At 45.5% G+C, this 14,512-nt stretch carries 15 protein-coding genes, 1 other RNA gene and 1 other annotated feature; of the genes, 13 read left to right on the forward strand and 3 right to left on the reverse strand.

The genetic code is table 11. From position 1 onward, the window contains the following. The first annotated feature begins 103 nt into the window (after window positions 1-103). The 5 genes from KHQ79_RS01835 to KHQ79_RS01855 all read left to right on the forward strand — a co-directional run bounded on the left by KHQ79_RS01835 (window position 104) and on the right by KHQ79_RS01855 (window position 4,822). Window positions 104-274, forward strand: coding sequence for a YrzK family protein (locus tag KHQ79_RS01835; protein ID WP_003237500.1), 171 nt, complete (start codon window positions 104-106; stop codon window positions 272-274). 59 nt (window positions 275-333) lie between these two features. Further along, window positions 334-564, forward strand: a binding site (T-box leader). 90 nt (window positions 565-654) lie between these two features. Then, window positions 655-1,929, forward strand: coding sequence for a histidine--tRNA ligase (gene hisS, locus KHQ79_RS01840; RefSeq protein ID WP_003237495.1), 1,275 nt, complete (start codon window positions 655-657; stop codon window positions 1,927-1,929). Between the two features lie 13 nt (window positions 1,930-1,942). Next, complete coding sequence (gene aspS, locus KHQ79_RS01845; protein WP_225514100.1) at window positions 1,943-3,721, forward strand: aspartate--tRNA ligase; 1,779 nt, start codon at window positions 1,943-1,945, stop codon at window positions 3,719-3,721. Between the two features lie 60 nt (window positions 3,722-3,781). Continuing rightward, window positions 3,782-3,974, forward strand: a non-coding RNA gene (gene ssrS, locus KHQ79_RS01850) — 6S RNA. 83 nt (window positions 3,975-4,057) lie between these two features. Next, window positions 4,058-4,822, forward strand: coding sequence for a tRNA threonylcarbamoyladenosine dehydratase (locus KHQ79_RS01855; protein WP_003237491.1), 765 nt, complete (start codon window positions 4,058-4,060; stop codon window positions 4,820-4,822). 40 nt (window positions 4,823-4,862) lie between these two features. On the opposite strand, the gene KHQ79_RS01860 is transcribed toward KHQ79_RS01855, so the two are convergent. Further along, entirely contained in the window at window positions 4,863-6,128 is a 1,266-nt protein-coding gene (locus tag KHQ79_RS01860; protein WP_225514101.1) for a replication-associated recombination protein A, read from the reverse strand. Between the two features lie 201 nt (window positions 6,129-6,329). Here KHQ79_RS01860 and cymR point away from each other — a divergent pair, with 201 nt between their 5' ends. The 8 genes from cymR (at window position 6,330) to KHQ79_RS01900 (ending at window position 13,114) form a co-directional block, all read left to right on the forward strand. Next, complete coding sequence (gene cymR / locus KHQ79_RS01865; protein WP_225514102.1) at window positions 6,330-6,746, forward strand: cysteine metabolism transcriptional regulator CymR; 417 nt, start codon at window positions 6,330-6,332, stop codon at window positions 6,744-6,746. A gap of 18 nt (window positions 6,747-6,764) precedes the next feature. After that, on the forward strand, window positions 6,765-7,907 hold the full coding sequence (locus tag KHQ79_RS01870; protein ID WP_225514103.1) for a cysteine desulfurase family protein: 1,143 nt from the start codon (window positions 6,765-6,767) through the stop codon (window positions 7,905-7,907). A 27-nt stretch (window positions 7,908-7,934) separates the two neighbouring features. After that, a complete protein-coding gene (mnmA, locus tag KHQ79_RS01875) occupies window positions 7,935-9,050 on the forward strand; it encodes a tRNA 2-thiouridine(34) synthase MnmA (protein WP_003237485.1) in 1,116 nt (371 codons plus the stop codon). An 85-nt stretch (window positions 9,051-9,135) separates the two neighbouring features. Next, complete coding sequence (locus KHQ79_RS01880; protein WP_250648165.1) at window positions 9,136-9,756, forward strand: tetratricopeptide repeat protein; 621 nt, start codon at window positions 9,136-9,138, stop codon at window positions 9,754-9,756. Window positions 9,757-9,780: 24 nt separating this feature from the next. Further along, window positions 9,781-12,177, forward strand: coding sequence for an SF1B family DNA helicase RecD2 (gene recD2, locus KHQ79_RS01885; protein WP_225514105.1), 2,397 nt, complete (start codon window positions 9,781-9,783; stop codon window positions 12,175-12,177). 56 nt (window positions 12,178-12,233) lie between these two features. Continuing rightward, window positions 12,234-12,758: a PRC-barrel domain-containing protein gene (locus tag KHQ79_RS01890; protein WP_225514106.1), complete on the forward strand. Its 525-nt coding sequence runs from the start codon at window positions 12,234-12,236 to the stop codon at window positions 12,756-12,758. Between the two features lie 11 nt (window positions 12,759-12,769). After that, window positions 12,770-12,961, forward strand: coding sequence for a hypothetical protein (locus KHQ79_RS01895; RefSeq protein WP_003225893.1), 192 nt, complete (start codon window positions 12,770-12,772; stop codon window positions 12,959-12,961). A 21-nt stretch (window positions 12,962-12,982) separates the two neighbouring features. Continuing rightward, entirely contained in the window at window positions 12,983-13,114 is a 132-nt protein-coding gene (locus KHQ79_RS01900; RefSeq protein WP_003225895.1) for a YrzQ family protein, read from the forward strand. Between the two features lie 35 nt (window positions 13,115-13,149). Here KHQ79_RS01900 and KHQ79_RS01905 read toward each other — a convergent pair whose 3' ends face one another. Both KHQ79_RS01905 and KHQ79_RS01910 read right to left on the reverse strand, forming a co-directional pair. Continuing rightward, window positions 13,150-13,806, reverse strand: coding sequence for an amino acid ABC transporter permease (locus KHQ79_RS01905; protein ID WP_003237481.1), 657 nt, complete (start codon window positions 13,804-13,806; stop codon window positions 13,150-13,152). Between the two features lie 16 nt (window positions 13,807-13,822). After that, window positions 13,823-14,473, reverse strand: a complete 651-nt coding sequence (locus tag KHQ79_RS01910) for an amino acid ABC transporter permease (RefSeq protein ID WP_225514107.1) — start codon at window positions 14,471-14,473, stop codon at window positions 13,823-13,825. Between the last annotated feature and the right edge of the window lie 39 nt (window positions 14,474-14,512).

Consider the following 14,512-nt stretch of genomic DNA (forward strand, 5'->3'; position numbering starts at 1 on the left):
AAAGCATTCTTGCTTAATATCGTAAAGTCCTTTCTGATTTTTAAATAAAAATAAAATGATTTGTTTATACTAGGCGTAAATAAATCAAAAAGGTGTGCAAATCATGAAATATCATCCAAAAATGGGACGCGCATTTCACGACGGTGAAGCAAATCTGCATTACAGCGATCACGCTGACCCCGATACGACCGGTTATCTAACGGAAACAGCTTCTGAATTTGGTCTTATGTCCAAAGAAGCAGCGATGAGGAAAAACAACCGGAATAAAGCTTGACAGAGAACCCCAATCCCATTATTATAATAGAAATTGAGTACATAGCAAATGATGAATGATTTGAACCAATAATGGAGAAGAGTAGGTCAGATTGCATGGCTAGAGAGGAACCGCCCCGGCTGAAAGCGGATCCCATTGCGTCTTTCTCGAAACAACACTCCGGAGGTTTCCTGCTGAACGCGTTAATCCCGTCATTAGGCAGTGAACGTGAACCTGCGTTAAAGGATCGAGCGGGAATATGAACATATTCCAACTAGGGTGGCACCACGGGTATAACTCTCGTCCCTACTATACATGTATAGTAGGGGCGGGGGTTTTTTTCATTTTCATCATTAACGATAATTGTATATTTTATAAGGAATACATAAGGAGGTCTACATATGGGATATAACATTCCGAGAGGAACACAGGATATTCTGCCTGGAGAATCAGATCGCTGGCAGTTTGTTGAACAAATTATGAGAGACACTTGCCGCACTTATCAATATAAAGAAATCCGCACACCGATTTTTGAGCATACAGAACTGTTTGCCAGAGGTGTCGGGGAGTCAACGGATATCGTACAAAAAGAAATGTATACCTTTCAGGACCGCAAAGGCAGAAGCCTGACGCTTCGTCCAGAGGGAACCGCTGCAGCGGTTCGCGCGTTTAATGAAAACAAGCTATTCGCAAATCCTGTTCAGCCGACAAAGCTTTATTATGTCGGGCCGATGTTCCGTTACGAACGTCCGCAGACGGGTCGCTTCCGCCAGTTCTATCAATTCGGAATTGAAGCGATTGGCTCGAAAGACCCTGCGATCGATGCAGAAGTAATGGCGCTTGCGATGAGTATTTATCAAAAAGCAGGCTTGCAAAACGTTAAGCTTGTTCTAAACAGTCTCGGCGATCAAGAAAGCCGCAAAAGCTACAGAGAAGCGCTCGTGAAACATTTTGAGCCTCGCATCGAAGAGTTTTGTTCAGACTGCCAGTCACGTCTGCACACGAACCCGCTCAGAATCTTGGACTGCAAAAAAGACCGAGATCATGAGCTGATGAAATCGGCACCTTCGATTTTGACCTATTTAAATGAAGAATCAGCCGCTTATTTTGAAAAAGTGAAACAATACTTAAACGACCTTGGCATTTCGTATGAAATCGATCCTAACCTTGTGAGAGGATTGGATTATTACAACCACACCGCATTTGAAATCATGAGCAATGCGGAGGGCTTTGGCGCGATTACGACACTTGCCGGCGGCGGACGCTACGACGGACTTGTCGAACAGATCGGTGGACCTGAAGCGCCGGGCATCGGATTTGCGATGAGCATTGAACGCCTGCTTGCCGCAATTGATGCTGAAAAAAGAGAACTGCCTGTTGATCAGGGAATCGACTGCTATATTGTCACACTCGGTGAAAAAGCGAAGGATTATTCTGTTTCATTGGTGTACAAACTGAGAGAAGCAGGCATTTCCAGCGAAATTGATTATGAAAATAAGAAAATGAAAGGCCAGTTTAAAACAGCTGACCGCCTGAATGCCAGATTTATTGCGATTTTGGGTGAAGATGAGCTTGCCCAAAATAAAATCAATGTAAAGGATTCACAGACGGGCGAACAGATTGAAGTAGCACTTGATGAATTTATACATGTGATGAAGGCAAACCAAAAGGGATAAGGAGTGGAACGCATTGTTTGGAAGAACATATTATTGCGGTGATATAACTGAAAAAGCAATTGGTGAATCTGTAACGCTGAAAGGCTGGGTCCAAAAAAGACGGGACCTCGGCGGATTGATTTTTATTGACTTGCGTGACCGTACAGGAATTGTTCAAGTCGTTTTTAACCCTGATGTGTCAAAAGAAGCGCTTGCTATTGCAGAAGGCATCAGAAACGAATACGTCCTTGATGTTAAAGGGAAAGTGGTAGCGCGTGAAGAAGGCACGGTCAATGCGAATTTGAAAACAGGCGCAATCGAAATTCACGCTGATGGAGTGACAGTATTAAGTACTGCAAAGACACCGCCATTTGCGATTTCTGATCAAGCAGAAGACGTATCAGAGGACGTCCGTTTAAAACACCGTTACTTAGATTTGCGCAGACCGGCTATGTTTCAAACGATGCAGATGCGGCATAACGTGACGAAAGCAGTCCGCAGCTTTTTAGATGATAACGGGTTTCTTGATATTGAAACGCCGATTTTAACAAAAAGCACACCTGAGGGAGCACGTGACTACTTGGTGCCGAGCCGTGTGCACGAAGGTGAGTTCTATGCGCTGCCTCAGTCTCCGCAGCTATTTAAACAGCTTCTGATGGTATCCGGCATTGAACGCTATTATCAGATTGCCCGCTGTTTCCGCGATGAAGACTTGCGTGCGGACCGCCAGCCTGAGTTTACGCAGATCGATATTGAAATGTCCTTTATGAGCCAGGAGGACATTATGTCATTGGCTGAGGATATGATGGCAAAGATTATGCGTGAAACAAAAGGGGTGGAGCTTAAGCTTCCTCTTCCTCGAATGACGTATGACGAGGCAATGAACAAATACGGTTCTGATAAACCTGATACGCGTTTTGACATGCTGTTGACAGATGTGTCTGACATTGTGAAGGATACAGAATTTAAAGTATTCTCATCAGCTGTGGAAAACGGCGGCGTTGTCAAAGCGATTAATGTAAAAGGCGGAGCCGGCGATTACTCCAGAAAAGACATCGACGCTCTTGGCGCTTTTGCTGCAAACTACGGGGCAAAGGGACTTGCCTGGGTGAAAGTTGAGGCAGACGGAGTGAAAGGCCCGATCGCCAAATTCTTTGATGAAGAAAAGCAGTCTAAGCTGATTGAATCACTTGATGCTGCTGAAGGTGATTTGCTGCTGTTCGGAGCGGATAAATTCGAAGTTGTAGCCGCATCACTCGGCGCCCTGCGCTTAAAGCTTGGAAAAGAGCGCGGACTGATTGACGAAAACCTGTTTAATTTCTTATGGGTCATCGACTGGCCGCTCTTAGAGCATGATCCGGAGGAAGGCCGTTTTTACGCAGCACACCATCCGTTCACAATGCCTGTCCGTGAAGACCTTGAGCTGATTGAAACAGCGCCTGAAGACATGAAAGCACAAGCCTATGACCTCGTCTTAAACGGCTATGAGCTTGGCGGAGGTTCGATCCGTATTTTCGAAAAGGATATTCAGGAAAAAATGTTTGCGCTTCTTGGCTTCTCACAAGAGGAAGCTGCTGAGCAGTTCGGATTCCTTTTAGAAGCATTTGAATACGGCGCTCCTCCGCACGGCGGAATCGCGCTCGGCTTAGACCGACTCGTTATGCTTCTCGCAGGACGTACGAACCTAAGAGATACGATCGCATTCCCGAAAACGGCAAGTGCAAGCTGCCTGATGACAGAAGCGCCAGGGGAAGTAAGCGACGCCCAGCTTGATGAGCTTCATCTTTCTATTAAGAAAAAAGTTAAGAACTGAATGAGCAGTTCGATTCTTGAAAATCAAAATCGTCTGTGATATGATTTTGACAAGTTAAATAAAGTCCTGATGTGTTAGTTGTACACCTAGTTTTGACCGAACATTTTTTTGATTTGGGAGCCCGCATTTTTAAATGGCGTACATGCCTCTTTTCATTCGGTAAAGAGGACTTACAAGATTTAAAAGAGGGCACCCACCTGCTGAGAGCGGGTTCAAAACAAAGGAAAGCTGCAACGGCACTATTGGGACTTTATTTTTTGTGCGCAGAAAAAACGGCTGCTCATGGATCAGCCATTTTATAGATGAAAACCAGAATACGAATGTGGAGTGAGGTTCTTGTTACACCAGTTTTCACGCAATGAATTAGCTATCGGAAAAGAAGGCCTTGAAACGCTGAAAAACAGCACGGTTGCTGTTCTTGGGGTCGGCGGAGTCGGATCGTTCGCAGCGGAAGCTCTCGCGCGGTCAGGCGTCGGCCGCATTCTGCTTGTCGACAAAGATGATGTGGACATTACAAATGTAAACCGCCAGCTTCACGCGCTTCTTTCAACAGTCGGACAGCCGAAAGTTGATTTAATGAAAGCGCGGATCGCAGACATTAACCCAGAGTGTGAAGTGATCGCGTTAAAAATGTTCTATACTGAAGAAACGTATGAGCAATTTTTTGAATATAATCTTGACTATGTCATTGATGCGTCAGACACCATTCATTATAAAATTCATTTAATGAAAGAATGTCTAAAACGGGATATTCCGCTCATTTCCAGTATGGGTGCAGCGAATAAAACGGATCCGACACGCTTCCAAATCGCAGATATTTCAAAAACGCACACTGATCCAATTGCAAAGGTCGTCCGTACGAGATTACGCAAAGAGGGCATCAAAAAGGGCGTTCAAGTGATTTTCTCTGACGAAAGCCCGATTGTCATTCGGGAAGATGTCAGAAAAGAAGTGGGAAATGATGAAGCGAAAATCCGCAAAGCAAAAATGCCGCCATCCTCTAATGCTTTTGTGCCGTCAGTTGCAGGTTTGATTATGGGCGGACATGTTGTCATGGATCTTTTGAAAGACATTGAAATCAAACGTGTGAAAGATAAATAACCCGTAAAAAACAGCCTTGAGTCATCAAGGCTGTTTTTTCTTATTTTCTTTTCATTAATTTGTCGTATACCTGCTTTAACGCGGATTCGAACTTGCCCGTTTGCTTCGGCTTGTAATATTGCTTGTTCTTTAAAGGATCAGGGAGATATTGCTGTTCGACCCATCCGTTGTCGTAATTGTGCGGGTATTTATAGTCGATTCCTCTTCCTAATTCCTGTGCTCCTTTATAATGCGCGTCCTTTAAATGCTTCGGGACATCCCCGATTTTTCCGGCTCTGATATCCGCCAGCGCCTCATCGATTGCGAGAATGGCTGAGTTTGATTTCGGTGAGAGGCAAAGTTCAATGACTGCGTTGGCCAGCGGGATTCGTGCTTCGGGAAATCCGACACGCTCAGCGGTCTGAACAGCGTGCAGGACTCTTGGACCGGCTTGCGGGCTTGCTAAGCCGATATCTTCATAGGCGATAACAAGCAGTCGTCTTGCGATGCTTTCCAGGTCGCCAGCTTCAATTAATCTTGCCAAATAGTGAAGAGCGGCGTTGGCATCAGAGCCGCGGATTGATTTTTGAAAGGCGGACAAAACATCATAATGCGCGTCACCATCTTTATCGTGAGAAAAGCTCTTTTTCTGCAAACATTCTTCCGCGGTTTCTAATGTAATGTGAATTACGCCGCCAGCTGACTCCTTCGTTGACAAGACGGCCAGCTCAAGCGCATTTAAAGCGGATCGGACGTCTCCTCCGCATCCGTGGGCAAAATGCTCCATCGCCTGATCATCAATGGATACAGAATATGTGCCAAGGCCCCGATGCTCATCATGAAGCGCCCGTTCCAGAGCCTGTTTAATCAGTTCCGGTGTTAACGGCTCAAGCTCAAAAATCTGTGTCCGGCTTCTGATCGCAGGATTAATGGCATGATACGGGTTAGCCGTGGTTGCTCCGATCAAAATGATCATCCCGTTTTCTAAATAGGGCAATAGAAAATCTTGTTTCCCTTTATCCAGCCTGTGAACTTCATCCAGAATCAAAATCACCTGACCTGACATTTTAGCTTCCTGGGCTACGATTTCCATATCTTTTTTATTGTTAATGACAGCATTCAGCTTCCGAAAAGCAATACTTGTTGAACCGGCGATTGCTGTTGCGATTGATGTTTTTCCAATTCCGGGAGGCCCGTACAAAATCATGGATGACAAATGTTTTGCCTGAACCATTCTGCCGATAATTTTATCTTCAGCCACCAGATGCTGCTGGCCGATAATATCCTCTATTTTTGTCGGACGCATCCGATATGCCAATGGCTTCATCATCATCTCTCCTTACTTAATTACAGGGTAACGGAAAACTGGACATTAGAAAAGAGGGAAAGCCCGTTTCCGCCTGCCTCAATGAAAATTTACTGAAGATATGTTATAATAACAGTTGGTCTATTAGATAATAAACGGACGAATCATATAGAAATTACCATTATAAATGTGGAAAATCATGAAATAACAGAGGTGTTCATGTTGAAAATATCAACTAAGGGAAGATACGGGCTGACCATTATGATCGAGCTTGCAAAAAAGCATGGTGAGGGTCCGACTTCATTAAAAAGCATCGCACAGACGAATAATTTGTCCGAGCATTATTTGGAGCAGCTGGTATCGCCGCTCAGAAATGCCGGTTTAGTGAAAAGTATCAGAGGCGCATACGGCGGATATGTATTAAGCAGCGAGCCGGATGCAATTACGGCGGGAGATATTATCCGTGTACTTGAGGGGCCGATCAGTCCTGTTGAAGTGCTGGAAGACGAGGAGCCTGCCAAGCGTGAACTCTGGATTCGCATTCGGGATGCTGTGAAAGAGGTTTTAGACAGTACAACACTAGAGGATCTTGCAAGCTATACAGACGGAGAGCAAGAAGCTTATATGTTCTATATTTAGATCAGAGGTGTAAACATAATGGAACGGATTTATTTAGATCATGCCGCAACGTCTCCGCTGGATGAGCGCGTGCTGGAAAAAATGATACCGCATTTCTCCGGCAATTTCGGCAATCCATCCAGTATTCATTCATTTGGAAGAGAATCACGAAAATGGGTGGACGAAGCAAGAGCGCAGATTGCAGCTGAAATCGGAGCTACAGAGCAGGAGATCATTTTTACAAGCGGGGGCACGGAAGCTGATAACTTGGCTATCATGGGAACCGCGCTTGCAAGAAAAGATTTGGGCAGACATATCATCACGACAAAAATTGAACATCATGCCGTGCTTCACACGTGTGAAAAACTTGAGGAAGACGGATTTGAAGTAACGTATCTGGACGTTGACCAAAATGGAAGAGTCGGTGCAAATCAGGTGAAAGAAGCACTGCGTGATGATACAATCCTTGTGACAGTGATGTATGGAAATAATGAAGTCGGAACAGTGCAGCCGATCGATGAAATCGGTGAGCTGCTGAAGGAACACCAGGCTTATTTTCATTCGGATGCTGTTCAGGCATTCGGGTTGCTGCCAATTCATGTGAAAAACAGCCATATTGACCTTCTGTCTGTTTCTGGGCACAAGCTCAACGGGCCAAAAGGGACAGGCTTTTTATATGCAAGTAAAGATGTGAAGCTTTCCCCGCTCTTATTCGGAGGTGAGCAAGAAAGAAAACGCCGTGCCGGAACAGAAAATGTTCCCGGTATTGTCGGGCTGAAAGAAGCCATCAAGCTGTCAACTGAAGAACGGGACGAAAAAAACGAGAAGTATCAATCGTTTAAAACAATTATTGCCGACACGCTTGAAAAAGCCGGTGTGGCATTCGAGATCAACGGGGATAAAGAGCATAGTTTGCCGCATGTACTGAACCTGTATTTCCCCGGTGTATCAGTAGAAGTGCTGCTGGTAAATCTTGACATGGCGGGAGTCGCTGTCTCAAGTGGATCAGCGTGCACCGCCGGTTCGGTCCTGCCGTCACATGTGCTGACTGCCATGTTCGGGGATGAGAGTGACCGGCTGACGTCCTCGATTCGGATCAGCTTCGGCTTCGGCAATACGGCTGAGCAAGTGAAAACCGCTGCCAAACATGTGGCCGACGTTGTCAAACGGCTGACACAATAAGGCGGCTTAGTTATTGGAGTGAATAAAATGGAAAAACGGCCGGAGGATACAAGAGTCGTCGTCGGCATGTCCGGCGGAGTAGACTCATCTGTGGCGGCCCTGCTGTTAAAAGAACAGGGCTATGATGTAATCGGAATCTTTATGAAAAACTGGGATGATACGGACGAAAACGGTTTTTGCACGGCGACAGAGGATTATGAAGATGTGATCCGCGTCTGCAATCAAATCGGAATTCCGTACTATGCCGTTAATTTTGAAAAGCAATATTACGAGAAGGTATTTCAATACTTCCTCGATGAATATAAAGCAGGCAGAACACCAAACCCGGATGTGCTGTGCAACAAAGAAATTAAATTCAAGGCATTTTTGGAGCATGCCCTGTCACTTGGCGCCGACTATTTAGCGACTGGCCACTATGCTAGGGTCGACAGAAGCGGCGGCAAAGTCAGAATGCTGCGCGGCATTGATGAAAACAAAGATCAAACGTACTTCTTGAATCAGCTGACAGAAGATACGCTAAGCAAAGTCATGTTCCCGATCGGCGAGCTTCAAAAAAGCCGTGTGCGTGAAATTGCCAAAGAAGCAGATCTTGCAACGGCAACGAAAAAAGACAGTACGGGCATCTGTTTTATCGGCGAACGCAACTTCAAAACGTTTCTCAGCCAATATCTCCCTGCACAGCCGGGCGATATGATGACGATGGACGGCGAAGTAAAAGGACGCCACGACGGGTTAATGTACTACACGATCGGACAGCGTCACGGCCTTGGCATCGGCGGAAGCGGCGAGCCTTGGTTTGCGGTTGGTAAAGATCTTGAAAAGAACATCCTCTACGTGGATCAAGGGTTCCATAACCCGCTTCTTTATTCCGACAAAATTACAGCTACGAATATTAGCTGGGTTCGTTCGGATATCATGAAGGGCGAAGAGATTTCCTGCACGGCTAAATTCCGTTATCGCCAAGAAGATCATAAAGTGACGGTGCGCATGACAGGTGAAGGCGAAGCGGAAGTCATCTTTGATGAACAAGTCCGCGCTGTGACGCCGGGACAAGCCGTTGTCTTCTATGATGGCGAAGAATGCCTTGGCGGCGGAACTATTGATGATGTGTACAAAGACGGAACAAAATTGTGGTACGTATAAAAGATGAAAAACCTCAACACTGAGTTGGGGTTTTTTAATGAAAGGAAGATGGTCGGTGGATTATAATCAACTCGGTATAGAGGCGATGCAAAAAGGCGATTACGAGAAAGCGGCAGAGGCATTTACAAAAGCGATTGAAGAAAATAAAGAAGACGCGATTCCGTATATTAACTTTGCTAACCTGCTTTCATCCGTGAACGAGCTGGAACGGGCTTTAGCGTTTTATGATAAAGCGCTTGAATTAGACAGCAGCGCCGCCACTGCTTATTATGGAGCAGGAAATGTCTATGTTGTAAAAGAAATGTACAAAGAAGCGAAAGACATGTTTGAAAAAGCGCTTCGTGCCGGGATGGAAAACGGCGACCTGTTTTATATGCTCGGAACGGTTCTTATCAAGCTCGAACAGCCTAAGCTTGCACTGCCATATTTACAAAGAGCGGTCGAACTGAATGAGAACGATGCAGAAGCGCGCTTTCAATTTGGGATGTGCTTAGCGAACGAGGGCATGCTGGACGAAGCGCTCAGCCAATTCGCAGCTGTAACAGAGCAAGATCCTGGGCACGCTGATGCATTTTACAATGCCGGTGTTGCTTATGCTTATAAAGAAAATCGAGAAAAAGCGCTGGAAATGCTGGACAAGGCGATTGACATCCAGCCAGATCATATGCTTGCGCTTCATGCAAAAAAACTGATCGACCCATCATAACAGGCAGAGGAGGAGGGACAGCTCGTGCAGCAGCATCCGGATCAGCTTAAACTGGAGGAAGAGCCCTATTTAAAAGGGACAGTCAACACAGTCATCTATCATAATGACACCAATTTATATACGGTTCTGAAAGTGAAAGTCACAGAGACCTCCGAAGCTATTGAAGATAAAGCCGTATCCGTGACGGGCTACTTCCCTGCGCTTCAAGAAGAAGAGACCTACACGTTTTACGGAAAGATCGTAACTCATCCAAAATTCGGGCTCCAATTTCAGGCGGAGCATTTCAAAAAGGAGATTCCGACGACTAAGGAGGGCATCATTCAATATTTATCGAGTGATTTGTTCGAGGGAATCGGCAAAAAAACAGCCGAAGAAATTGTGAAAAAGCTGGGCGACAGCGCTATTAATAAAATATTGGCTGACGCTTCAGTGCTTTATGACGTTCCCAAGCTGTCAAAAAAGAAAGCTGATACGCTGGCCGGCGCCTTGCAGCGTCATCAGGGACTGGAGCAAATCATGATTTCCCTGAATCAGTTTGGTTTCGGCCCTCAGCTGTCTATGAAAATCTACCAAGCCTATGAATCCGAGACGCTTGAAAAGATTCAGGAAAACCCTTATCAGCTTGTGAAAGATGTAGAAGGCATCGGATTTGGGAAAGCGGATGAGCTGGGCAGCAGAATGGGCCTTTCGGGTAATCACCCTGAGCGGGTAAAAGCCGCCATATTGTACACGCTTGAAACGACTTGTCTGTCAGAAGGGCATACGTACATAGAAACGGAGAAGCTGATTATTGACACCCAATCTCTGTTAAATCAATCAGCTCGGGAGGGACAGCGCATCACTGAAATGGATGCCGCTAACGCGATTATTGCCCTTGGAGAAAATAAAGACATTGTCATAGAAGATGGCCGCTGTTATTTTCCATCGCTGTTTTACGCTGAACAAAATGTTGCTAAGCGAGTGAAACATATCGCAAGCCAAACTGAATATGATGACCAGTTTCCCGAATCAGAATTTCTGCTCGCTTTAGGAGAACTGGAAGAACGGATGAACGTTCAGTATGCCCCTAGCCAGAAGGAAGCGATTCAAAAAGCCCTTTCCTCACCGATGCTTCTTTTAACGGGGGGACCGGGAACAGGGAAAACGACGGTAATCAGAGGGATTGTCGAACTGTACGGAGAGCTTCACGGTGTGTCACTCGACCCGTCAGCGTATAAAAAGGATGAAGCTTTTCCGGTTGTATTGGCCGCACCGACAGGAAGAGCGGCGAAACGGATGAGTGAATCAACGGGGCTTCCGGCAGTGACGATTCACAGGCTGCTTGGCTGGAACGGCGCTGAAGGATTTACCCATACAGAGGATGAGCCGATTGAAGGGAAGCTGTTAATAATCGATGAAGCCAGCATGCTTGATATATGGCTGGCGAACCATTTGTTCAAGGCGATCCCTGATCATATTCAAATCATCATTGTCGGTGACGAAGATCAGCTGCCTTCTGTCGGTCCGGGCCAAGTGCTGAGAGACCTTTTGGCATCCCAAGTGATACCGACTGTGAGACTGACAGACATCTACCGCCAGGCGGAGGGTTCATCGATTGTCGAGCTTGCCCACCAAATGAAAAATGGGTTGCTGCCAAACAATTTGACTGCCCCGACGAAGGACCGTTCCTTTATTCGCTGCGGAGGCTCGCAAATTAAAGAGGTAGTTGAGAAGGTTGTCGCTAATGCATTGAAAAAAGGCTATACGGCAAAGGACATTCAGGTTCTCGCCCCGATGTACAGAGGAAAAGCCGGGATCAATGAACTGAATGTGATGCTACAGGATATTTTGAATCCTCCTAGAGAAAAACGGAGGGAAATAAAGTTCGGGGATGTTGTCTACAGAACCGGGGATAAAATTTTGCAGCTCGTCAATCAGCCGGAAAACAATGTGTTCAACGGAGACATTGGCGAAATTACATCGATATTTTATGCGAAGGAAAATACAGAAAAAGAAGATATGGCCGTCGTTTCTTTTGACGGCAATGAAATGACGTTTACGAAAAAAGATTTTAACCAGTTTACCCATGCGTATTGCTGCTCTATTCATAAATCGCAGGGAAGTGAATTTCCGATTGTGGTTTTGCCTGTTGTGAAAGGCTATTATAGAATGCTCAGAAGAAACCTTCTTTATACCGCTATTACAAGAGCAAAGAAATTTCTCATTTTATGCGGAGAAGAGGAAGCGCTGGAGTGGGGCGTGAAAAATAACGACGCAACTGTCAGACAGACTTCTTTGAAAAACAGGCTGTTATTACAGGTTGAGGAAATGGATGCTGAGCTTGAAGCTTTGCAAAAGGAGCTCCCATTCAGCGTACACGATGCCAATATTGGCATGGAAGGCATTACACCATTCGATTTTATGAAAGAAGAACAGCTGTAAAAAGGCTCCCGTGATAGCGGGAGTTTTTTTATTTGCGGTGGAAGTGATTTCATCGTATGAGTCAAAGGCGCAAAGCAAAACCTAAGCCTGTTCAACAAAAGGTGGTTGATCACACTTTGAGAACATGCCATGAAGTAGAAGGGTTCCCAGTATACTCAGAACGAACTTCTTATTATCTCGGGACAATATCCGATATTTGTTTTTCTCTTAAGGGAGATTGTCTTGGGTTTATTCTTGCACAAAAACGGTTTTTGCATCATCATCATGCGCTATTAAGGGCGTGTGATATCTCTTGTATTCTTGATGACCGCATATTGGCCTCGGTCAGTTCAGATCAGCTTTTGCCTCTTCCGAAATCATGCTTCACATATGAGCAGATGAAAATGAAGCTTGTGAAATCGCAAGAGGGAGATATATTGGGGATGCTGGAAGATGTATACTTTTGTCTGGACAGGGGCATAATCGTAGCATATGAACTCTCGGACGGTTTCTTTTCTGACCTGGCGGGAAGCAAGCGCCAGATCCAAAGAGCGGATTCGCTTGTCGAGGTGCGGAAAGACGAGATCGTTCTGAACGGATAGAGGTGTGAGATATGCTTATATGCCCGAACTGCAAAAGTAAGGATATCGGGAAAATCGGCGTGAACCAATATTATTGCTGGGGCTGTTTCATTGAACTGACAGTGGCGAAAGGGAAGATTGCAACTCATCAAGTGGAAGAAGACGGAACGTTAAGCAGCTTGGATGATTTGTTTTCTGAGGATGAACGCAGCATCAATTTTTAATCATGAAAGGAGATGCGCAGGATGAATCGGACGATGACTTCTCTTTTGGCATTGGGAGCCGGAGCTCTCGTATACCGAATGGCGACTCAATCCGACATGCTGAATAATCGAAGCATGAAGCGGATGAGAAGAAGAATAACGAAAATGTTTTAATGCGAAAAAGGATACTCTCCGAAGAGTATCCTTTTCTATGTTTGCCGTGCCTCAAGGCGCCTTGCTGCGAGTGAAAGGCTGTAGTTGACTGCAAAATACATAAGTGCCGCAAGTAAAAAGATCGGGAAAAAATAACTGCCGTCTGCGCTTTGGCCGTTTAAAATCTGCGCGTTATGAATCAGTTCGGGCAGGGCGATCACTACAGCAAGCGATGTATCTTTTAATAAAGAAATAAACTGGCTTACGATTGGCGGAACCATGCGGCGAAGCGCTTGCGGCATGACAATGAAGAACAGGGCCTGTGTATAGCTCAGCCCGGAGGAGCGCGCCGCTTCAATTTGTCCTTTATCAATTGATTTCAGCCCGCTTCGGATAATTTCAGATAGCATAGCGGATTCGAAAATCGTTAATGCTGTAATTGCTGCAGCTGTAATTTCAAGCTTAATCCCGATTTCCGGAAGGGCAAAGAACGTAAAGAAAATAATTAATAGCAAGGGGAGGTTTCTGATCGTTTCAACGACAACCGCAATCAATTGAGAAAGAACGGGAACTTTCGCATAGCGCAGGGTGCCTGCGATTAAACCGAAGAAAAAGCTCAGAATGATGGAGATGAAAGCAACGTACAAGGTGACGAGAAAGCCATCCCATAAAAACGTTAAATGCTCTCGCGAATAAGCTCCGATAAAATCCAATGTATCTCACTCCTTATCAATAGCTTCTTTCCAGCCGTTTTTCCAAATAGTTAACACCGATGCTAAGCGGTATCGTCAGCACTAAGTAAAAAAGCGCCACAAAAATATAAACATCAAATACAACGAGTGTGCTCGAAGAGACCAAATCGGCCTGATACATAAGATCCAATCCGGCTACAACTCCGAGAATCGAAGAGTTTTTGACTAAGTTTAAAAATTGATTGCCCAATGGCGGAATAACGATTTTGATTGCCTGCGGCAAAATGATATGGAGCATGGCCTGGCTGTAGGTAAAGCCTGACGAACGCGCCGCTTCCATCTGTCCTATTGAAACAGATTGGATGCCTGCTCTGATGGCTTCTGCGATAAACGCAGAGGTATAAATGGTGAGTGCGACCGTTCCCGCTTGAAAACCGTCAAGTCTCAGGCCTGCGTTTGGAAGGCCGAAATAGAAAACAAAGGTAATTAAAAGAAGAGGGATGTTGCGGATAAATTCCACATATGCGGTCCCGAGCCATTGCAGCGGCTTAAAGACTGTAATTCTCATAACCGCTACAACAACGCCGAGAACAAAACTGCCGGCCAGCGCGATGATGCTTGCGAGCAGGGTATGGTAAAAACCGTCCATATACATGCCGAAGTTATCGAAAAGAATTGACACATTCATCTGCCTATTCACTCCTTATCAAATCGGGATGAGCATCAC

Origin of the sequence: Bacillus sp. TSO22 (assembly GCF_020223595.1) — a bacterium.
Lineage (GTDB): Bacteria > Bacillota > Bacilli > Bacillales > Bacillaceae > Bacillus > Bacillus inaquosorum.